The sequence below is a fragment of the Streptomyces sp. VTCC 41912 genome (assembly GCF_045799175.1).
In the GTDB taxonomy this organism is placed as follows: domain Bacteria; phylum Actinomycetota; class Actinomycetes; order Streptomycetales; family Streptomycetaceae; genus Streptomyces; species Streptomyces albulus_C.
The window spans coordinates 262,244-282,457 of sequence record NZ_JBJMAB010000002.1; the positions used below are offsets into that span (position 1 = coordinate 262,244).

The following is a 20,214-nucleotide window of genomic DNA, read 5'->3' on the forward strand; positions in this document are numbered from 1 at the left end:
GGCGGACGGCGGATGGCGACACCCGCCGTCCGCGGGCTCCCGCGGCCGTCAGCGCGTCAGGTGTCCCGGGCCGAACGCGTCCGGCAGCAGCGCGGCCAGCGGCCGGATCCCGGCCGCGGTGTCCACCAGCAGGTCCGGGCCGCCGTGCTCGTGCAGCAGTTGGCGGCAGCGGCCGCACGGCACGAGCAGTTCGCCCTTGCCGTCGACGCAGGTGAACGCGGTGAGCCGGCCCCCGCCGCTGGCGAACAGGGCCGAGACCAGGCCGCATTCGGCGCACAGTCCCAGGCCGTAGGAGGCGTTCTCGACGTTGCAGCCGGTGACCGTGCGGCCGTCGTCCACCAGGGCGGCGGCGCCGACCGGATAGCCGGAATAAGGGGCGTAGGCCCGGGACATCGCGTCCCGGGCCTGCGTCCGCAGTGCGGGCCAGTCGATCGTGACCGGCACGTCGTGCGTCATGCGGGGTGTCTTCCTTCGTCTCTCGCGTCGCGCGGGGTGCGTCGGGCCTCGGCGGGTCAGTGGCCCCGGCCCCGGCGGTACGGCTTGCCGATCGCCTTCGGGGCCCGCAGCCGCTGGGAGAAGAGCGCCAGGACCAGCAGCGTAGCGAGGTAGGGGCTGGCCTCGACCAGTTCCAGCGGAACGCTGTCGGAGAGCGCGTACCAGACCACCAGAACGGCGGCGGCCACCGCGGCGACCGCGGCCTGGGCGCGCTTGGCGGCGCGCAGCCGGACCAGCGCCAGGCCGGCGAGCAGCGCGGCCAGGCCGAGCAGCAGGGCGTGCACGGTCGGGCCGCCGCTGCGCAGCTGCATGGCGTCCATGAAGCCGAACAGGCCCGCGCCGAGGGCGACGCCGCCCGGCCGCCAGTTGCCGAAGATCATCGTGGCCAGGCCGATGTAGCCGCGGCCGCCGGTCTGGCCGTCCTGGTAGAAGTGCACGCTGATCGCCAGGAAGGCGCCGCCGAGGCCGGCCAGCGCGCCGGACACCAGGACCGCCGCGTACTTGTACGCGTAGACGTTGACGCCCAGGGACTCGGCGGAGAGCGGGGCCTCGCCGCAGGACCGCAGCCGCAGGCCGAACGACGAGCGCCACAGCAGGAAGAAGGTGCCGACGAAGAGCCCGACGGTCAGCACGGTCAGCCAGGAGACGCCGGTGACCGCACCGCCGAGCACCCCGGCGAGGTCGGAGACCAGGAACCAGTGGTGGCCCTCGATCCCGTTCAGCCAGTCCGCGAGGCCGGGGACGGTGAAGGTCGGCATGTCGGGCATCGGCGGCGACTGCTTGTCGTTGCCGCCGGCCACCATCGCGGCGCTGCCCTCCTGCCCGAACCACAGGGTGGCGAGGTACTGGGTGGCGCCCAGCGCCAGGATGTTGAGGGCGACGCCGGAGACGATGTGGTCGACGCCGAAGGTGATGGTGGCGACGGCGTGCACCAGGCCGCCGAGCGCGCCGCCGAGGATGCCGGCCGCGGCCGCGGCCCAGGGACCGTGCTGCCAGCCGACCCAGCCGGCGGCGAACGAGCCGAGCATCATCATGCCTTCGAGGCCGATGTTGATCACACCGGCGCGCTCGGCCCACAGACCGCCCAGACCGGCCAGGCCGATCGGCACCGCGGCGCTGAGCGCGGCCCCGAACTGGCCGCCGGAGGTGAGGTCGGTGGCGCCGCTGACGGCCCGCAGGGCGGAGACCGCGACCAGCGCACCGGCGATGATCAGCAGGATCCAGGGGTAGGTCAGCTTGCGCCGGCCGCCGGGCGCGGGCGCGGGGGCCGCGGTCCGTGCCGCGGACTTGAGTTCGCTACTCACGCCGTCACCTCCGGCTTGTCACTGTTGTCGGCGCTGCCGGTGCCGTCGCCGGTCCGGGCGAGCGCGGCCAGCTCCTCGCCGACCTTGCGCTGCTGGAGGCGCAGCCCGTAGCGGCGGACGACCTCGTAGGCGATGACCACGCAGAGCACGATCACGCCCTGGATGACGCCCACGATCTCCTGGGCGTAGCCCTCGAACTCCAGCCGGGAGCCGGTGCGGTCGAGGAACGCCCAGAGCAGCGCGCCGAACGCCATGCCGGCCGGGTGGTTGCGGCCGAGCAGTGCGATGGCGATGCCGGTGAAGCCGATGCCGGCGGGGAAGTCGGTGCCGTACTGGAACGATTCGCCGAGCAGGGTCGGCATCCCGACCAGGCCGGCCGCGGCGCCCGACAGCAGCATGCTGATGACGACCATCCGCTTGACGCTGACGCCGCTGGCCTCGGCGGCCGGCTCGGAGGCGCCCACCGCCCGCAGGTCGAAGCCGAAGCGGGTGCGGTTGATCAGGAACCAGTACACGGCCCCGGCCAGCACCGCGACCACCACGAAGCCCTCGACTGGCTTGGGGTGGGTGGGGAAGGAGAAGAAGTGGCTGGACTCCGGCAGGAACTTGGTGTGCAGGAGGTTGCCGTCCTTGATGGCGAGCCGGCCGTCCTGGAGGAAGTAGCCGATCACCGAGGCCGCGATGGAGTTCAGCATGATCGTGGTGATCACTTCGCTGACCCCGCGGGTGGTCTTCAGCAGGCCCGCGATGCCGGACCAGATCGCGCCCACCAGCATCGCGATGACGATGAGCAGGATGATCTGGAGGGCGCCGGGCAGCGCGACGGCGCCGCCGACCGCGGCCGCGGCGAAGGCGGCCAGTCGGTACTGTCCGTCGACCCCGATGTTGAAGAGGTTCATCCGGAAGCCGACGGCCACCGCGAGCGCCGAAAGGTAGTACGGCACCGCCTTGTTGACGATCCAGACCTGGCTGTCGCTGTAGTGGCCGTAGTCGGCCATGATCCCGTAGGCGCGGAACGGGTTCTCGCCGGACGCCAGGAAGACCAGCGAGCTGATCACTATCGCGGCGACGATCGCCAGCACCGGTGCGGCGATGCCCAGCAGGACCTTGTCCCGGGCGGCGCTGCGGGCGATGGCGTCAACGGCGGCGGGCTTCTTGGCCGTTGGGGTGGGGGTGGACGTGCTCACTGCGCGTCACCCCCTTGGGCGGCGGCGGTGTCGACCGAGTCGTCCGACGCGCTGAGGTGGCCGCTGGCGGCACCGGTCATGGCGGAGCCCAACTCCTCCGGGGTGATCACGGCGGGGTCGGCGTCGGCGACCAGTCGGCCCCGGTACATCACCCGCAGGGTGTCGGACAGGCCGATCAGCTCGTCCAGGTCGGCAGAGATCAGCAGGACCGCCAGGCCCTCCCGGCGCGCGGCGCGGATCTGCTCCCAGATCTGGGCCTGCGCGCCGACGTCGACCCCGCGGGTGGGGTGGGCGGCGATCAGCAGCTTGGGGTGGTGGCTCATCTCGCGGCCGACGATCAGCTTCTGCTGGTTGCCGCCGGAGAGCGAGGCCGCGGTGACCTCGATGCCGGGGGTGCGGACGTCGTACTCGGCGACGATCCGCTCGGTGTCCTTGCGCGCGCCGGCCAGGTCGAGGAGCCGGCCCTTGCTGTTGGGGCGCTCGGTGACGTGGCCGAGGATGCGGTTCTCCCACAGCGGGGCGTCCAGCAGCAGGCCGTGCCGGTGGCGGTCCTCGGGGATGTAGCCGATGCCGCCCTCGCGTCGGGCGCGGGTGGAGGACCGCGACAGGTCGGTGCCGTCCAGGGTGATCGTCCCGCCGTCCGGTGTGCGGATGCCCATGACGGCCTCGACCAGTTCGGCCTGCCCGTTGCCCTCGACACCGGCGACGCCGAGCACCTCGCCCTTGCGGATGGTGAACGAGATGCCGTCCAGCACCGTGCGGACCACGCCGTCGGAGTCGGTGGCGGACAGCCGCACGTCGTCGACGCGCAGCAGCTCCTCGTCCCTGACGGTGGATTCGCGGGTCTCGGGCGACGGCAGTTCGCTGCCGACCATGAGTTCGGCGAGCTGCTTGGGGGTGGTCCCGGCCGGTTCGACGGAGGCCACGGTCGTGCCGCGCCGGATGACGGTGATGTCGTCGGCGACCGAGAGCACCTCGCCCAGCTTGTGCGAGATGAAGATGACGGTCAGACCCTCGGACTTGAGCTCGCGCAGGTTGTCGAAGAGCGCGTCGACCTCCTGCGGGACGAGGACCGCGGTCGGCTCGTCGAGGATCAGCGTCCTGGCGCCCCGGTAGAGCACCTTGAGGATCTCCACCCGCTGCCGGTCGGCGACGCCCAGGTCCTCGACGAGCACGTCGGGCCGGACGTTCAGCCCGTAGGCGTCGGAGATCTCCCGTATCTTCGCGCGGGCGCCGGCGCCGATGCCGTGCAGCTTCTCCGCGCCGAGGACGGTGTTCTCCAGGACGGTGAGGTTGTCGGCGAGCATGAAGTGCTGGTGGACCATGCCGATGCCGCGGGCGATGGCGTCGCCCGGGGAGTGCAGGGCGACCTGTTCGCCGTCGAGCGCGATGGTGCCCTCGTCCGGCTTCTGCATGCCGTAGAGGATCTTCATCAGGGTGGACTTGCCGGCACCGTTCTCGCCGCACAGGGCGTGGACGGTGCCGCGGCGGACCGTGAGGTGGATGTCGTGGTTGGCCACGACGCCGGGGAACCTCTTGGTGATCCCGCGGAGTTCTACAGCAGGGGCGTCCTGACCGGGCGGGCTGCTGGTGGGTGCTGCGTTGATGGCGCACTCCCCTCAGGGGCGAAGGAGCGGAAGGAGCGGACGGGGTGGGACGGAGCGGGGAAGCGGTGCCGGCGGCGCTCGCACGGGCCTGCCGGGCGCGGCCCCGGGAGGCTACGACTTCGGCGTCTCCTTGACCTTCACCTGACCCTCGATGATCTTCTTCCGGGCCGCGTCGATCTGCGGCTGGACGTCCGTGATGAAGCCGCCCGAGGTGGCCAGCGAGACGCCGCCGTGCTTCAGGTCGTAGGTGTGGACGCCGGTGAGCGGCTTGTGCTGCTCACAGCTCTTGATGAGGTCGAAGACCGCCACGTCCACGTTCTTCACCACCGAGGTCAGGATGTGGTCCTTGTAGCGGGCCAGTCCCGGCTGCCGGTACTGGTCGGAGTCCACCCCGATCGCCCAGGCGCCCTTGACCTTGCTGACCGCCTCGATGGAGCCGGCGCCGGACTGCCCGGCGGCCGAGTAGATGATGTCGATGCCGCTGTCGAGCATGCCCTGGGCCTTGGCCTTGGCGGCGGCCGGGTCGTTGAACCCCTTGTCGTTGTTGGGGTACAGGTACTGCGAGACGACCTTGGCCTTCGGGTCGGTGTCGCGCACGCCCTGCTCGAAGCCGGCCTGGAACTTCTGGATCAGCGCGTTGTTCACGCCGCCGATGAAGCCCACCTTGTGGGTCTTGCTCTTCAGCGCGGCCGCGACCCCGGCGAGGTACGACCCCTCGTGCTCGGCGAACACCATCGCATCGACGTTCTTGCCGGTGGGCACCGCGTCGACGACGCCGAAGGTGGTGTCGGGGAAGTCCTTGGCGACGTTCTGCACGGACTGGCTGTAGGCGAAGCCGACCCCGATGACGGGGTTGTACCCGGCTTCGGCGAACGAGGTCAGCCGCTGCTCGCGGTCCGCCTCGGTCTCGCCGTTCTTCGCGGTGAGCATCTTGACCTTGACGCCCAGCTGCTTGCGGGCGTTCTCCGTACCGCGGGCGGCCGCCTCGTTGAACGAGTGGTCGTCCCGCCCGCCGATGTCGAAGGCCAGCCCGACACCCGCGTGTGTCGCGCGGTTGGCCTCGGCGAAACTCTGGCCGCAGGCGGTGGCGGTGAGCCCGAGACACGCGGTGGCGGTGGCCGCGGCGACAACCCTGATGACCCGACGCACGGGGCCTTCCCTTCGCTGTAAGCGCCCCCAGTGGCGCTGACTTGTCGGGAGATTAACGCGCGTAGACCTGGCGCAAAACCCTCCACTGCGTTGCCGTTACCGATTCGTCTCTCAGGGCGTCCCCCGGAAACACCACGGGCGGCCGGCGTGAGGCCGACCGCCCGTACCGGCGGGATGTGGCGCGATGTGTACGCTCAGCGAGCGGCTATCTCCTCGACCTTGATCGCCGCGACGAACGCCGACCAGGCCGCCACCGGGAGGACAAGGGCCCGACCGTCCGGGTTCTTGCTGTCACGGACGGGGACCAGCCCGGGGAGGCCGTCGGCGACCTCGACACAGTCGCCGCCCTGCATGTTGCTGTAGCTGCTCTTGCGCCAGGCGACGGGGATGATCTCGGCGACCTCGACGCAGTTGCCACCGTCCATGTTGCTGTAGCTGCTCTTGCGCCAGGCGAGGGTGCTCAGGTCGATGCTGGTGCGCATGGCTCGTACCTCTCCATCAGGTGCTGGATCAGCGCCGCGGAATCCCGGGGAGACAGCGCGTACGCCCGAAGGGAATCGTAGAGCGCCCTCCGTTGGGCCACGTCTCCCTGGACCTCCAGCAAATCCCCGGACATACGGCCTTCCTCGTACGCCACCCCCTGGCCGCTGGGAAGCGTCAGAAGTTTCAACGGGCCTTCCATCAGGGCGTATCCGCCGTGTAGGAACGGAAGCACCTGGATCATGGTGTGTGACGTGTCGATCTGCGCTAGCAGGGCAGCCAGTTGCTCGCGCATAACCTCGGGGCCTCCGACGGGGCGGTGCAGGATCGCCTCGTCCAGAATCGCGGAATAGCGCGGCGGATGCACCGACCGCAGCCTCTCCTGGCGGAGCAGGCGCGCTTGCACACGTTCCTCGACCTGTTCGGCCGTGGCGCCTGGCCAGTAGCCGAAGAAGGCGTGAGCGTAGGCCCGGGTCTGGAGCAGGCCGGGGACGGCGTTCGTCGCGAAGTCCTCGATGACGGTCGCTTGACTCTCGAACTCCATGTACCGGCGGAACCTGTCCGGATGAATCTCCTTCTTCGCCAGTTGGTACAACCCGAAGAAGTACCTCTCCGTCCCGAAGGCCGCGTCGAGCGCCGACGGCAGTTCCGGCGGTGGCATCAGTTCCGCTGTTTCGACGCGGGCCAGGTTGCTCTTGCTGGAGTTGACGATGTCGGCCAGCTGGACCAGCGACAGCTTTGCGACCTCGCGGTGGCGGCGCTGTTCGGAGCCGAAGTAGTGGCGGGCGGAGACGTACGGGGTCAGGGTCTTCGGTGCGTACCTCATGCCGCCACCATCCCGTGGGGCAACGCGTGCCGAACAGAAGGCAATCAGTTCGAACGCTCCCCGGTAGGGGCTCGGCTCAGAGCAGGGCCGCCGCGGTGAAGAGTTCGACGCCGACGGTGATCGCGTGCTCGTCGACGTCGAAGTCGCCGCGGTGCAGGTCGAGGCTGCTCAGCTCGCCCGGCGGGCGGACGCCGAGCCGGGCCATGGCGCCGGGGACGTGTTCGAGGTACCAGGAGAAGTCCTCGCCGCCGAGGGACTGCTCGGTGTCCTCGACGGACGCGGTGCCGCGGCGGGCGGCCATCGCGTCGTGCAGGAGCTGGACGCTGTCCACCTCGTTGACGACCGGGGGGACGCCGCGGACGTAGTCGATCTGGGACTTGGCGCCGTGCAGGGTGGCGACCTCGTCGATCGCGGCGTGGACCAGGTCCGGCGCCTGCCGCCAGGCGTGCAGGTCCAGGCAGCGGACGGTGCCGGAGAGCGCGGCGCGCTGCGGGATGACGTTGCAGGCGTGGCCGGATTCCAGGCGGCCCCAGGTGACGGCGAGGCCGGCCCGGGCGTCGACCCGGCGGGCGATCAGCGCCGGCACGTCGACCGCGACCCGGGCCGCGGCGGTGACCATGTCGGTGGTCAGGTGTGGCCGGGCGGTGTGGCCGCCGGGGCCTTCGAGGGTGACTTCCAGCCGGTCGCAGGCCGAGGTGATCGGGCCGGTCCGCAGGCCGATCCGGCCGGCGTCGACGCGGGGGTCGCAGTGCACCGCGAGGATCTGCCCGACGCCGTCCAGCACCCCGCACTCGACGGCCTCGGCGGCGCCCCCGGGCAGGACCTCCTCGGCGGGCTGGAAGAGCAGCCGCACCGGGCGGGGCAGGCGGCCCTGGCGGGCCAGCTCGGCGAGGACCAGGCCGGCGCCGAGCACCACGGTGGTGTGCACGTCGTGGCCGCAGGCGTGGGCGCGGCCGGGGACCGTCGAGGCGTAGTCGACCGTCTTGGTGTCGGGGATGGGGAGGGCGTCGATGTCCGCACGCAGGGCGAGCCGCTCGCCCGCCGCGCTGCCCGGGGTGCCGTCGACCGTACCGATGTCACAGACGAGGCCGGTGCCGGTGGCCAGGACGCGGGGGCGCAGTCCGGCCCGCTCCAGGCGGTCCTTGAGCGCCGCGGTGGTCCGGAACTCCTGGTTGCCCAGCTCGGGGTGCATGTGCAAGTCCCGTCGGAACGCGACGAGTTCGGCGCGTAGTTCCGCGGGGAGCGTACCGGGCAGGGCGGGGGCGAGCGGGTCGTCGGCGGTGTGGGACATCAGTTGGTTCACCCGTTGAAGGTTACGGGTCCGAACGGGGCAACTGGCCCTCGATCAACAAAAGTTCAGCCCCTCAGGGGAAGAAATTTTAGGCAGCTGGGTGCATGGACCGAATTTGGCAGGGGTATGAAGCAGGGTTTTATCGCTCCCTGTCAGGTTCTGCTCTCAGGTTCGATCACCGTGTTCGGCCACGGCGTTCGGTGGGGGCGCGGGGTCGCCGGGTCCGCTCGCGGCGCGGCGTCTTCGCGTGCGGTCGTCGGGGTCGGCGCCCGGCAGGCGCCGCACGTCCCGGGCGGTGCCGGTGACGTCGTCGAGGAAGCCCCGGGCGCGGGGCGAGGCGTGCGCGGTGAGCCAGGCGGGGTCGATGTCGCAGACCGCGACCTGCACGCCGGTTCCCTTCAGGGCCAGCGGGAGGGTGTGGACGACGGTGGACGGGAAGCTGAGGACCAGCCGTCCGATCGGACCGCGGCGGGCGATGAGTTCCAGCGGGAGGTCGGGGCGGACCACTTCCAGTCCGGTCTCGGTGGCCAGCCGGTGGAGCTTGCCGGCGCTTTCCCGGCGGTGCGCGAAGTAGCGGGTGGCGCCGTGCGCGCGGGCCAGGCGGGCGACCGCGGCCAGGTAGCGGTCGGTGTCGACGACGCCGGTCTCGACGAGCGAGGTGCCGACGATGTCGGCGGTCCGGGTCAGGCGGGGCGGGCCGAAGCGGCCGCGGGTCCAGGCGAAGTCGTTGGCGGTGACCGCCATGCCCTGGGGCACCTCGACGGGCATGGAGCTGAAGAGGGCGACGGTGCGGCGGCGCCGGGCGCCCTCGGGGCCGGGGGTGAGGCGGCGGCGCGCGGTGGCCGCGAACGGCGCGAAGAGCAGGTCGCGGGGGCCGCGCCCGGAGCCGTGCCGGTGCCAGCGCACCAGCCGTTCGCCGCGGGCGAGTTGGCCGATGAACTCCATGGTGGCGGTGCCGTCGTCGACCACGACCAGGTCGCGGGCGCGGGTAAGGCCCAGGAGCAGTTGGACGTAGCGGGAGAACGGGTCGCCGAGGACGACCCGGTGGGCCCGGCGGAGCAGGGGGGTGAGGCCGCCGATGGTGCGCAGCGGGGCGGTGGCGCCGCCGCGGGCCTCCTCCCAGCGCAGGGTGTGGCCCTCGTCGCGGGCGAGTTCGGCCATCCGGCGCAGTTGGCCGCGGGTCATCGGGTCGTGCGGGGAGAGCACGACGACGGTGAGCGCCGCGGCGCGGGCGGCGTGCGCCCATTCGAGGACGTTCAGCAGCTGCACCGGGCTCTCGACGAAGGCGAGGGTCCCGGTGTCCGTGGGGGCGGGGGTCATGTCGTCACCGCTGGGGTCGGTCCGGTGGCGCTGCCGGGGCACCCCGAGGAGGCGGCGGGCGGGAGTCCCCGCCGCCTCCTGGGGCGGGACCTCGGCGCTGGTGGCGCGGGTCCCGTCGGGTGAGTCCACGTCGCGAACTCCGCTCGGCCGGTCAGACGGCGGCCGGCGCGCGGTCGGCCGCGGCGTCCGCGTCCTGCGCGGCCTCGGCCTCGGCGACCACGCCGGTGACCCGGCGCAGCTTCTTCATCGGGCCGAGCTCGCTCTCGTAGACCTTCTTGACGCCGTCGCCGAGGGACTCCTCGATGGTGCGGATGTCGCGGACCAGGCGGGTCAGGCCCTGCGGCTCGACGGAGGCGGCCTGGTCGGAGCCCCACATGGCGCGGTCGAGGGTGATGTGCCGCTCGACGAAGGTGGCGCCGAGGGCGACCGCGGCGAGGGTGGTCTGCAGGCCGGTCTCGTGGCCGCTGTAGCCGATCGGGACGTTGGGGTACTCGGCCTGGAGGGTGTGGATCATGCGGAGGTTGAGCTCTTCGGCCTTGGCCGGGTAGGTGCTGGTGGCGTGGCAGAGGACGATGTTGTCGCTGCCCAGGACCTCGACGGCGTGCCGGATCTGCTTGGGGGTGGACATGCCGGTGGAGAGGATGACGGCGCGGCCGGTGGCGCGCAGGGCGCGCAGCAGCTCGTCGTCGGTGAGCGAGGCGGAGGCGACCTTGTAGCAGGGGACGTCGAACTTCTCCAGGAAGGCGACGGACTCGACGTCCCAGGGGGAGGCGAACCACGCGATGCCGCGCTTCTTGCAGTACTCGTCGATGGCGCGGTAGCCGTCCTCGTCGAACTCCACGCGGTGGCGGTAGTCGATGTAGGTCATCCGGCCCCAGGGCGTGTCGCGCTCGACGTCCCACTGGTCGCGCGGGGTGCAGACCTCGGGGGTCCGCTTCTGGAACTTGACGGCGTCGCAGCCGGCGTCCGCGGCGGCGTCGATCAGCGCGAAGGCGTTCTCCAGGTCGCCGTTGTGGTTGATGCCGATCTCGCCGGTGATGTAGACGGGGCGGCCGGGGCCGACCGGGCGGTCGCCGAGGGAGCGGAGGCGGGAGGTGCTGCTCATGGGAGGTTCCTTCGTTCTGTTCGAGGGTGGTGGATCAGGGGAGGCGGGTGGGGGAAGGGCAGTGGGTGGGTCGGGGAAGGGCAGGCCGGCGGGCTGTAACGGCGTTACAGGGCTGGGCGGGAGTTACAGGGAGGGGCCCAGCAGCCAGCCGGCGATCTCGCGGATGGCGCCGCTGCCGCCGGGTGTGGCGGTGACCGCGCGGGCCGCGCCGCGGACCACGTCGTGGGCGGAGGCGACCGCCACCGGCCAGCCGACGAGGTCGAAGCAGGGCAGGTCGTTGACGTCGTTGCCGACGTAGAGCACCCGGTCCGGGGTGACGCCGGCCTCCTCGCACCACTGCTTGAGGGCGACGTCCTTGCGGTCGATGCCGTGCAGGACGGGCACCTTGAGCTTGCGGGCCCGAGCGGCGACCACCGGGTTCTGCTCGGTGGACAGGATCAGCAGGTCCAGCCCGGCGCGCCGCAGCGCGGCGATCCCCAGGCCGTCGCCGCGGTGCACGGCGACGGTCTCCCGTCCGTCGGCGTCGACCAGCACCCGGTCGTCGGTCTGGGTGCCGTCGAAGTCCAGGACCACGGCGTCGACGTCCGCACGGCTCGGCAGGGCGCCGGGGCGGGGTCCGTCGAGGAGCGGGGCGAGGGCGCGGGCGCGGGCCAGGTCGTGCGGGTCGTCGATCTCCAGCACCCGGGCCGGGTCGGTGCGGACCAGCTCGGTGCGGCCGAAGAAGCGGTGGCCGCTGGTGCGGAAGCCGGCGGCGTCCATGGCGTAGGCGGCGCCGGTCTCCAGCAGGTCCTGCGGGCGGTCCTGGCGGCGCGGCCGGAAGGACTTGTCGTGGTTGACGCCGTGGCCGCCGTCGGCGGTGGCGTCCGCCCCGGCGACCGCGTCGACCGCGGCGTCGGCGTCGCGCCAGACGAAGCCGTGGAAGGGGGCGACGGTCAGTGCGCTGTCGGCGCCGTCCTCGACCACCGCGGCGGCCACCGCGTCGATGTCCTCGCTGGTGAGGAACGGGCTGGTGCACTGGACCAGCAGCACCGCGTCGACCGGGCGGCCCTGTTCGGCCTCGTAGCTGTCCATGGCGTGCCGGACCGCGGCCTCGCTGGTGGCGGTGTCGCCGGCGATCTCGCCGGGCCGGGCTATGACCATCGCGCCGGCGCCGCGGGCGGCGGCGGCGATCCCGGCGTCGTCGGTGGAGACCACCACGTCGGTGACGAGCCGGGCGGCGCGGCACTCGCGGATCGCGCGGGCCACCAGGGGGACGCCGCCGACGGCTGCGAGGTTCTTGGCGGGGACGCCCTTGGAGCCGCCGCGGGCGGGGATGACGGCCACAACGGTGGGGGGCATGGGGCTCTCCTTGGTCGGGCGGGGACCGGTCGCTGGTGCCGGTCGTGCGCGGGTGCGGGGGTGGCTCACAGCTGCCCCCAGCGGCGGATGGCCGGGGCGACGCGCTGGACGCCGTGCCGGTAGGCGCCCCGGGCGGCCTCGCGGACCGTCTCGCGGGCCAACTTCCGCAGCCCGCCGGCTTCTTGGGGTTCCTCGGCGTGTCCGGCGAGCGGTGCGCCCTGCGGGTCCAGGCCGTAGCGGGCGAGGATGCCGGGCAGGTAGCCGGGGGCGGTGCGGGGGGTGTAGTAGGGGGTGAGCGGCGGCAGTTGGCCGGCGGCGGCCAGTGCGGTGACGCGGTCGCGGGCGGCGTCGAAGGCCCCCTCGTACGCCCCGTCCGCGGCGACGCCCTGTCCGGCCAGCCACGTGGGGTCGGGCTGCGGGCGGTGGCCGGCGTCGAGTTCGTCCCAGGAGGCCAGGCAGCCGGAGCCGAGGAAGTGGTGGTTGCCGAGCGCCTCGCGGATGCCGAGGTCGGTGAGGACGGCGGTGGGGATGCCGCGGTGCAGCGACTCCAGGGCGGCGGTGGAGCTGACCGTGACCAGCAGGTCGGTGCGGTCCAGGACCTCGCCCATGTTCCCGTACACCAGGCGGCAGTTGGGCGGCAGTCCGCCGGGAAGCTTGGTGGCGAGCTTCTGGTAGGGCAGCTCCTCGATGTGGGTGGTGTGCTCGCCGGGCTTGCTGCGGAGCTTGATCAGCACCTCCCGGTCCGGGTGCCGTCGGGCGTGCTCGACCGCCCTGCGCAGCAGGTGGGTCCGCCCCTCGCGGCCGTCCGGCACGGACGGCTGGGCGGCGAACACCACGGTGTACGGGCGGCCTCCCGGTGCGGCGGGCCCGGCCTGCGGCTCCGCGTAGGGGGCGCCGCCGAGGAAGGGCAGCGCGCATTCCACTACGGAGCCGTCCGGGGCGCCGACGCCGCGGTAGACCGCGCGGAACCGGTCCGCGTCGTGGCGGGAGTTGGCGAGCACCACGTCCGCGCCGTGCCGCAGCAACAGGCCGTCGGCGAGCTTCTCGTAGACCACGCCGACGTAACCGGTGACGACGACGGGGCGGCGCCCTTCGGTGCGCCAGGCGTGCCCCAGTCCGTGCAGCATCGCCTGGACGGCGCCGCCGACGCAGGCCAGCACCAGCACGTCGCAACGGGTGCGGTCCACGGCGCGGACGAAGTCGACGCCCCGGATCTCCCGCAGCGAGTCCGCGCGGGCGCCGACCTCGCCGAGTTGGCGGACGGTGGGGGTGGCGCGGCCGCGGAGCAGGTAGCCGTCGAGCCGGGCGTCCGGTTGGAGTCGGCGGGCGGTCAGGGCGCCCCACTTCCACCGGGTGTCCGAGTCGGCGAGCACCGCGACCCGCGGTGCGGAATGGATACGTGATGGCACGTCGAAGACGCTAGGAAGGCGCGACGGTTGGCGGACCAACTGAGGAGCAACAACGGGTTAACAGCCGACCGACGCATGTCGAACCCACCCGGATACCGTCCGGTCACCGGCTCGGTTAACCATCCCGCCATTCTTCGTTCACCGCCAAGTACGCGCCACGTCAAGACGAATGCCGGGCGCCACCCCTAACGTCACGTGGGTGGTTAAGCTCTCCGTCATCGTGCCGTTCTACAACGTGCAGACATACGCGCCCGATACTCTGAAAAGCCTGGCGGCGAACTCTCGCGAGGATTTCGAATTCCTCCTCGTCGACGACTGTTCACGCGACGAGACGCCGGAGATCCTCGCGCGCGCCGCGGCGGACCTGCCGGGCGCCCGGGTGCTGCGGCACGAGAAGAACGGCGGTCTGGCCACCGCCCGCAACACCGGGCTGGACGCGGCCCGCGGCACCTACCTCACCTTCCTCGACGGGGACGACTGGCTGGCCCCCGGCTACCTCCCCGAACTCCTCTCCGTCATAGAGGAGTTGGGGTGCGACTTCGTCCGCACCGACCACGTCCAGTGCACCGCCCGGGCGCGCACCGTGCACCGGGTCCCGCACGGCCGGCGTGGGGTGGTGATGGATCCGCGGAGCGTGATCCTGCCCGCCGACCGCTCCACCTCGGTGGACTACGCCTACGCCTGGGCCGGCATCTACCACCGGCGGCTGCTCGACGACGGATTGCTGCACTTCACCGACGGGTTGCGCACGGCCGAGGACCGGCCGTGGATCTGGCGATTGCACCGCGAGGCGAAATCCATGGCGGTGACCGGCCTGTTGGGGGTTTTCTACCGACGCGGAGTGGCGTCCTCGCTGACCCAGATCGGCGATGTGCGGCAATTGGACTTCATTCGCGCCTTCGATCAGGTGATCGAGGAAACGGCGCGGGACCCCGAAGCGCACCTGTTGTTGCCGAAAGCGGTCCGCACGTATTGCGCGATCATTTCCCACCATCTCGGCTCGATCGAACGGTTCGAGCCGCCGGTCGCCCGCACCTTGCGGGCGATGAGCGCCGCGGCCATGAAACGCATGCCGCAGGACGTACTGAAGGAAGCCCTGGATTCCATGGATGTACACCGCGCCTCCCGGCTGCGGCGGCTGCGTCGCCGCCCCACCCCGGCGGAGGTCGCCGCCTGATGCCCGACCGGCCCCGCACCCAGATCTTCCTGGCCTCCACCCTCTACGGCGCGGCGACGCTGGCCGCGGCCCTGGACGCCGACCTGTTCGCACCGGCCGACCGCCGACTACTGCTGATCAGCAACAACGCGACGACCCCGGAGACCACCCCGGCGCTGGACGCCATGCCCGGCTTCGCGCGGCTGCGCGGCCGCTTCGACCGGGTGCTGTCGTGGAACGAGACGATCCGCCCGTTCCACCCCGGCGGCTGGTCGCCGCGCTCCGACGACGTACCGCTGTGGGAGCGCCACCTGCGGCTGCTGTGGGAACTGGGCGACGACCAGGTCGAGTTGGTCGTGGAGTCGATCCAGGTCAACCCGGCGCTGGCGCTGGCGCAGCTCTTCCCCGGTGCGCCCGTCCACGTCTACGCCGACGGGCTGATGAGCTACGGCCCCACCCGCAACAAGCTCGACCCGCTGGTCGGCACCCGGATCGAGCGGCTGCTGCACCTGGACCTGGTGCCGGGCCTGAAGCCGCTGCTGCTCACCGAGTTCGGGGTCGAGCCGGTGCTGGTGCCGTCCGCCGCGTTCACCAAGGTGCTGGCCGACCTCGCCGACGACGGCACGGCGGCGGGCGACCTGGCCGGGGTGCCGGAGGGCGCGGCGCTGCTGCTCGGCCAGTACCTCTCCGCGCTCGCCATCCTCACCCCGCAGGAGGAAGAGGAACTGCACGTGGCGATGGTGCGCGGGGCGGTCGAGCGGGGGCACCGCGAGATCGTCTTCAAGCCGCACCCGTCGGCGCCGGCCCGCTGGTCGCGGCTGCTGGAGCGGGAGGCCGAGCGGCTTGAGGTCGCGCTCACGGTGCTGGACCGGCCGGTGCTCGCCGAGGTCCTCTACCAGCGGACCCGGCCGGCGCTGGTGGTCGGCTGCTTCTCCACCGCGCTCCTGACCGCGGCCGTCTTCTACGACCTGCCGGTGGCCCGGACCGGCACCGGGCTGCTGCTGGAGCGGTTGACGCCGTACCAGAACAGCAACCGGATGCCGGTGACGCTGGTGGACGCGCTGGTGCCGGACCTCGCCGACCGCGCCGAACGGCCCCGCGCCATCGCCGCGCCCGAGGACGTCGGCCCGCTGGTCACCGCCGTCGGCTACGCGATGCAGCACCAGATCTACCCGCACCTGCGGCCGGCCGCCGAACGCTACCTGGCGGCCCACCTGAGCCCGCGCACCCGGCGCTACTTCAAGCGTCGCCGGCTCACCGCGCTGGCGCTGCCCGGCGCGCTCCCGTCCCAACTGTCGTTCATCCCGCGCAACGCCGCCCTCCGCCGGGTGGCGCGCCGGGCCCGGGCCGTGCAGCGCCGATTGAGGAAGCGGGCCGCCGCCTGATGACCACGACCTCACCGGCGGCCGGGGCGCCCCGCACGGCGCCGGACCGCGCCGCGGCCGGCCGGTCGGGCGCCGCTCCGGCCGCCGTCCGGGACACCTCGATACCGGGCCGCGGCCGGAGCGGTGGCGCCGCCCGGCTGCGGGCCCTGGACGGGCTGCGGCTGCTCGCCGCCCTGATGGTCGCCGCGTACCACTACGGCGGCCGCAACGGTGACGTCTCCCGGGCCTGGGGCGATTCCCCGGCCCACCAGTTCCCCGCCCTCTCCGGCGCGTTCGCGTACGGCTGCCTGGGCGTCCAGATCTTCTTCGTGATCAGTGGCTTCGTCATCTGCCTCAGTGGCTGGGGGCGGACCCTGCGCTCCTTCGTCGCCTCCCGGGTCAGCCGCCTGTACCCCGCCTACTGGGTGGCGATCCTGCTGGTCACCGCGGTCTTCGCGCTCCCCTGGGTCGCCTTCAAGGCGCTCTCGCCCAGCGAGGTGCTGACGAACCTCACCATGCTCCAGTACCCGTTGGGCGTGCACCGGGTCCTCGGCGTGTGCTGGACGCTCTGGGCGGAGATGCGCTTCTACGCCCTCTTCGCGCTGTGCGTGGTGCTGCCGGGCGCCACCCGCGGGCGGGTCGTGCTGTTCTGCGCCGGCTGGACGCTGGCCGCCGCCCTAGCCCAGTCCGCCCACGACCCCTTCCTCACCACCGTCCTGATGCCCCAGTACGCCCCGTTCTTCATCGGCGGCGTGGGCCTGTACCTGCTGCACCGGTTCGGCCGGCGGGACCCGGTCGCCTGGACGATCGTGCTGGTCAGCTGGCTGATCGGGCAGCACTACGCGGTCGCCGGGCTCTGGCACGCACCGTCCGCGCACGCCTTCTCGTACCGCTCGGCGACCGTCATCATCGCCATCGTGACCCTCGGCTTCGCCGCGGTCGCCGCGGTGGCCCTGGGCGCCCTGCGCTGGGCGAACTGGCGCTGGCTGACCGTCGCCGGGGCACTGACCTACCCCTTCTACCTCGTCCACGAGCACCTGGGCTGGGTCGTCATAGGCGTGCTGCACCGCGACCTCGGGCTGCCCTCGTACGCCACGTTCCTGCTGACCGTCGGGCTGATGCTGCTGCTGGCGTGGGTGCTGCACCGGTGGGTCGAGCGCCCGCTGACCCCGCGACTGCGCCGCGCCATCGATCCGCGCCGCTAGCCGCTCACCGGCGGGGCGGGCCCGACCCGCCCCGCACCTCCGTCAACGCCCGTGCGCCTGCACGTAGTTGGCCTCGATCCCGGCGACGATGATCTGGAGCCCGACCTCGAACGCCTCCTCCAGGTCCCCGAAGAGCGCCCGCCCGGCCCGCGCGGCGAGCGGGTACTCCGCGCCCAGTCGGCGCTCCCGCTCGTCGAGGTCGTAGGACGGGTCGCGGACCTCCCGGTGCGCGGGGTCGGGGTGCACCGACTGCTCCTCGATGACCAGCCCGACCGTGTAGTTGTACGCGGTCCACCAGGCGCGGGACGCCTCGGGCAGGGTGAAGCCGACCGCGGTGAAGTGGCCGAGGAAGAGTTCCAGGGGGGCGGCGAAGCTGTCGTCCGTCATCCGCGTGCCGGCGACGACCTTGCCCCCGTCGCGGTAGGTGAGCAGTTCCCGGCGGAGCGCGGCGCAGGTGTTCCGGACCATCTCCTGCCAGGACGGCCACCGGCCGTCCGGCCCCGGCCCGCCCTCGGGCGGCGTCGACCGGAACAGCCGCCGGAAGATCTCGGTCGCCATCTCGTCGAGCAGTTCCTGCTTGTTCTTGAAGTGCCAGTAGAGCGCCGGCGCCTGGACGTCGAGTTCCTTGGCGATCCGCCGGAGGGTCAGGCCGTCCAGCCCGCCCTCGTTCAGCAGCCGCAGGGCGGTCTCCACCACCAGTTTTCGGTCAATGCGCGAAGCCATGTTGACAACTTAACACCGTTAAGGGCAGCCTCGGAAGCATGGCACTTAACAGCGTTAAGGAAACCTTCGCCAACCCCACCGAGGGCACCTCCGAGGCCGCCGCCGGGGGCGCCACCGCGCCGCCCGTCGACGTCCTGATCTCCGGCGCCGGCCCGACCGGCCTCGCGCTCGGCATCGACCTCGCCCGCCGGGGCGTGACCACCCTGATCGTCGAGCGGCAGGACACCCTCTCCCGCGGCGCCCGCGGCACCGGCATCCAGCCCCGCACCCAGGAGGTCTACGACGACCTCGGCGTGCTCCCCGCCGCGCACGCCGCCAGCGGCCTCTACCCGCCCATGGCACTGTGGGAGGACGGCCGGATCGTCCGCACCCACGAGATGGTGGAACGGGGCGTCCCGACCCCGTCCGCGCCCTACGCCGACATCCGCATGCTCCCCCAGTGGCGCAACGTCCGCCTGCTCCACGACCGCCTGTGCGACCTCGGCGGCAGCGTCCAACTGGACACCGCACTCACCGACTTCACCCAGGACGACGACGGCGTGACCGCCCGTCTGACCGGGCCCGACGCCGCCGTGCGCACCGTCCGGGCCCGCTACCTGGTCGCCTGCGACGGCGGCGCCAGCACCGTCCGCAAGCAGCTCGACGTCCGGATGACCGGGCCGGACCTCGCCCCGGGCCACGCCGTCCTCGCCGACATCCGCCTCGACGGCCTCGACCGCGACCACTGGCACCGCTGGATGCTGCCGAACGGCGGCTTCGTCGGCCTCCTCCCGCTGGCCGGCACCGACGACTTCCAGCTGCTCGCCGCCGCGGCCGGCGAGCCGGACACCTCCCACGAGGCGGTCCGCGACCTGATCGCCACGCACACCCACCTCACCCGCGACCAGGTCCGCGAGGTGCTCTGGACGTCCCTCTACCGCCCCAAGGCCGGCATGGTCGACGCCTACCGCCACGGCCGGGTGTTCCTGGCCGGCGACGCCGCGCACATCCACTCCCCGGCCGGCGGCCAGGGCCTGAACACCAGCGTCCAGGACGGCTACAACCTCGGCTGGAAGCTCGGCCAAGTGCTCCGGCACGGCGCCCCCGACGCCCTCCTCGACACCTACGAGGCCGAGCGCCGCCCGATCGCCGCCGACATCCTCGCGACCAGCACCCGACTGCACCGCTCCGGCAGCCTCCGCCGCGGCCGCGACCTGCACCAACTCGGCGTCGGCTACCCGGAAAGCCCGCTCACCCGCGAGCTGCGCACCGGCCTCGCCGAGGGCGCCCGCACCGCCGGCGACCGCGCCCCCGACGCCCCCTGCACCACCGCCGACGGCACCCCCACCCGCCTCTTCGACGCCTTCCGCGGCCCGCACTTCACCGTGCTCGCCCTCGACGCCCCCGACCTGGACACCCCGGCCCTCACCAAAGCGGCCGGCTCCACCCCCCTCCACACCGTCCACGTCGGCGGCCCCACCCCTGACCTCCTCGACCCCGACGGCCACCTCCGCGCGGCCTACGGCACCACCCCCACCGTCTTCCTCATCCGCCCCGACGGCTACATCGCGGTGGCGGCCCCGCCCGAGGAGGCGACGGCGGCACTCACGGAGACCCTCCGGACGCACTTCGGCGCGACCCCCGTCGCCGCCTGAGCCGGCCCGGGCGAGACCGAGCCACCACCCGCACCACCGGCCCGGGGCCCGCCCTCCCCTGAGACCAGGAGGACGGGCCCCGCCTCCCTCACCGCGCGGACGCCCCCCGCACGGCACCCTTCAGGGGAACGCCCGGGACGCTCCCCGCAGGACGGACCGGAGCCCCGAGCCGAGCCCGCGGGCTCGAACGGGGCGCGCGCCGCCCCTCCTCGGGACCGTCCCGGTCGGGGAAGTCCTCGGCAGGCGGGTCTCCGCGACCGCCCGCACCGTCTTCGTCGTCCTCGCCGTCCGTACCGGAATCTCTCTCCAACTGGAGCAACCGGCCGCCCCGGCTCTTCGAAACCCGATGGACCCTGGCCAGGTGCGCGTTCAACTCGACGGCCAGCAAGTGGATTTCGCCGGGTGACCAGCACCGCCCGGCAAGGACATCACCGGCTTCCTCGACGAGTTCGGCCGCCGCGTCCATCTGCTCCGCCTCCACCCGGTCGGCGAGCCGGGAGACGTACCCGGTCCCGGTCCCGCCGATGAGGTAACACGGCTTTCCCTCCGGGCTGCTCCACGGCAACAGCCGTGCGGTGTCCATGGGATTCAGCACCTTCACGCTCCTCAACCAGCACGGGG

Annotated in this window: 18 protein-coding genes; 4 read left to right on the forward strand and 14 right to left on the reverse strand. The window is 72.6% G+C overall.

What is annotated here, in order from left to right:
- Nucleotides 1-48: 48 nt before the first annotated feature.
- The 12 genes from ACJ6WD_RS04520 to ACJ6WD_RS04575 all read right to left on the reverse strand — a co-directional run bounded on the left by ACJ6WD_RS04520 (nucleotide 49) and on the right by ACJ6WD_RS04575 (nucleotide 13,475).
- Nucleotides 49-456, reverse strand: coding sequence for a cytidine deaminase (locus ACJ6WD_RS04520; protein WP_016574958.1), 408 nt, complete (start codon nucleotides 454-456; stop codon nucleotides 49-51).
- Between the two features lie 56 nt (nucleotides 457-512).
- A complete protein-coding gene (locus tag ACJ6WD_RS04525; RefSeq protein ID WP_331250014.1) occupies nucleotides 513-1,799 on the reverse strand; it encodes an ABC transporter permease in 1,287 nt (428 codons plus the stop codon).
- The gene (locus tag ACJ6WD_RS04530) at nucleotides 1,796-2,986 is read right to left on the reverse strand and encodes an ABC transporter permease (RefSeq protein WP_374206776.1); all 1,191 of its coding nucleotides are present in this window, start codon (nucleotides 2,984-2,986) and stop codon (nucleotides 1,796-1,798) included. The genes ACJ6WD_RS04525 and ACJ6WD_RS04530 overlap by 4 nt, the downstream gene beginning before the upstream one ends.
- On the reverse strand, nucleotides 2,983-4,506 hold the full coding sequence (locus ACJ6WD_RS04535) for an ABC transporter ATP-binding protein (protein WP_016574955.1): 1,524 nt from the start codon (nucleotides 4,504-4,506) through the stop codon (nucleotides 2,983-2,985). The genes ACJ6WD_RS04530 and ACJ6WD_RS04535 overlap by 4 nt, the downstream gene beginning before the upstream one ends.
- A 198-nt stretch (nucleotides 4,507-4,704) precedes the next feature.
- Nucleotides 4,705-5,742, reverse strand: coding sequence for a BMP family protein (locus tag ACJ6WD_RS04540; RefSeq protein WP_016574954.1), 1,038 nt, complete (start codon nucleotides 5,740-5,742; stop codon nucleotides 4,705-4,707).
- 194 nt (nucleotides 5,743-5,936) lie between these two features.
- Nucleotides 5,937-6,224, reverse strand: a complete 288-nt coding sequence (locus ACJ6WD_RS04545; RefSeq protein WP_233657041.1) for a DUF397 domain-containing protein — start codon at nucleotides 6,222-6,224, stop codon at nucleotides 5,937-5,939.
- On the reverse strand, nucleotides 6,203-7,048 hold the full coding sequence (locus ACJ6WD_RS04550; protein ID WP_233657042.1) for a helix-turn-helix transcriptional regulator: 846 nt from the start codon (nucleotides 7,046-7,048) through the stop codon (nucleotides 6,203-6,205). Before ACJ6WD_RS04550 ends, ACJ6WD_RS04545 begins: the two co-directional genes overlap by 22 nt.
- A 76-nt stretch (nucleotides 7,049-7,124) precedes the next feature.
- Nucleotides 7,125-8,339 (reverse strand): amidohydrolase, encoded by a 1,215-nt coding sequence (locus tag ACJ6WD_RS04555; protein WP_407615212.1) that lies wholly within the window; start codon nucleotides 8,337-8,339, stop codon nucleotides 7,125-7,127.
- Nucleotides 8,340-8,504: 165 nt separating this feature from the next.
- The gene (locus ACJ6WD_RS04560) at nucleotides 8,505-9,659 is read right to left on the reverse strand and encodes a hypothetical protein (protein WP_331250016.1); all 1,155 of its coding nucleotides are present in this window, start codon (nucleotides 9,657-9,659) and stop codon (nucleotides 8,505-8,507) included.
- Between the two features lie 151 nt (nucleotides 9,660-9,810).
- Nucleotides 9,811-10,764, reverse strand: a complete 954-nt coding sequence (locus ACJ6WD_RS04565; protein ID WP_233657043.1) for an N-acetylneuraminate synthase family protein — start codon at nucleotides 10,762-10,764, stop codon at nucleotides 9,811-9,813.
- A 123-nt stretch (nucleotides 10,765-10,887) separates the two neighbouring features.
- On the reverse strand, nucleotides 10,888-12,102 hold the full coding sequence (locus tag ACJ6WD_RS04570) for a cytidylyltransferase domain-containing protein (protein ID WP_407615162.1): 1,215 nt from the start codon (nucleotides 12,100-12,102) through the stop codon (nucleotides 10,888-10,890).
- Nucleotides 12,103-12,167: 65 nt separating this feature from the next.
- Entirely contained in the window at nucleotides 12,168-13,475 is a 1,308-nt protein-coding gene (locus tag ACJ6WD_RS04575; protein ID WP_233657132.1) for a DUF6716 putative glycosyltransferase, read from the reverse strand.
- 235 nt (nucleotides 13,476-13,710) lie between these two features.
- On the opposite strand from ACJ6WD_RS04575, the gene ACJ6WD_RS04580 reads away from it, so the two are divergent.
- From ACJ6WD_RS04580 to ACJ6WD_RS04590, 3 genes are read left to right on the forward strand one after another with little or no spacing between them, the layout of a single operon-like run.
- Nucleotides 13,711-14,688, forward strand: a complete 978-nt coding sequence (locus tag ACJ6WD_RS04580; protein ID WP_020929451.1) for a glycosyltransferase family 2 protein — start codon at nucleotides 13,711-13,713, stop codon at nucleotides 14,686-14,688.
- Nucleotides 14,688-16,052: an alpha-2,8-polysialyltransferase family protein gene (locus ACJ6WD_RS04585; RefSeq protein ID WP_233657044.1), complete on the forward strand. Its 1,365-nt coding sequence runs from the start codon at nucleotides 14,688-14,690 to the stop codon at nucleotides 16,050-16,052. The genes ACJ6WD_RS04580 and ACJ6WD_RS04585 overlap by 1 nt, the downstream gene beginning before the upstream one ends.
- On the forward strand, nucleotides 16,052-17,236 hold the full coding sequence (locus ACJ6WD_RS04590; protein WP_407615163.1) for an acyltransferase family protein: 1,185 nt from the start codon (nucleotides 16,052-16,054) through the stop codon (nucleotides 17,234-17,236). Before ACJ6WD_RS04585 ends, ACJ6WD_RS04590 begins: the two co-directional genes overlap by 1 nt.
- 42 nt (nucleotides 17,237-17,278) lie before the next feature.
- On the opposite strand, the gene ACJ6WD_RS04595 is transcribed toward ACJ6WD_RS04590, so the two are convergent.
- The gene (locus ACJ6WD_RS04595) at nucleotides 17,279-17,959 is read right to left on the reverse strand and encodes a TetR/AcrR family transcriptional regulator C-terminal domain-containing protein (RefSeq protein WP_331247733.1); all 681 of its coding nucleotides are present in this window, start codon (nucleotides 17,957-17,959) and stop codon (nucleotides 17,279-17,281) included.
- Between the two features lie 38 nt (nucleotides 17,960-17,997).
- Between ACJ6WD_RS04595 and ACJ6WD_RS04600 the strand changes: the two genes are divergently transcribed.
- Nucleotides 17,998-19,593: an FAD-dependent monooxygenase gene (locus tag ACJ6WD_RS04600; protein ID WP_407615164.1), complete on the forward strand. Its 1,596-nt coding sequence runs from the start codon at nucleotides 17,998-18,000 to the stop codon at nucleotides 19,591-19,593.
- A gap of 88 nt (nucleotides 19,594-19,681) precedes the next feature.
- Here ACJ6WD_RS04600 and ACJ6WD_RS04605 read toward each other — a convergent pair whose 3' ends face one another.
- Nucleotides 19,682-20,176: a hypothetical protein gene (locus ACJ6WD_RS04605; RefSeq protein ID WP_376435322.1), complete on the reverse strand. Its 495-nt coding sequence runs from the start codon at nucleotides 20,174-20,176 to the stop codon at nucleotides 19,682-19,684.
- Between the last annotated feature and the right edge of the window lie 38 nt (nucleotides 20,177-20,214).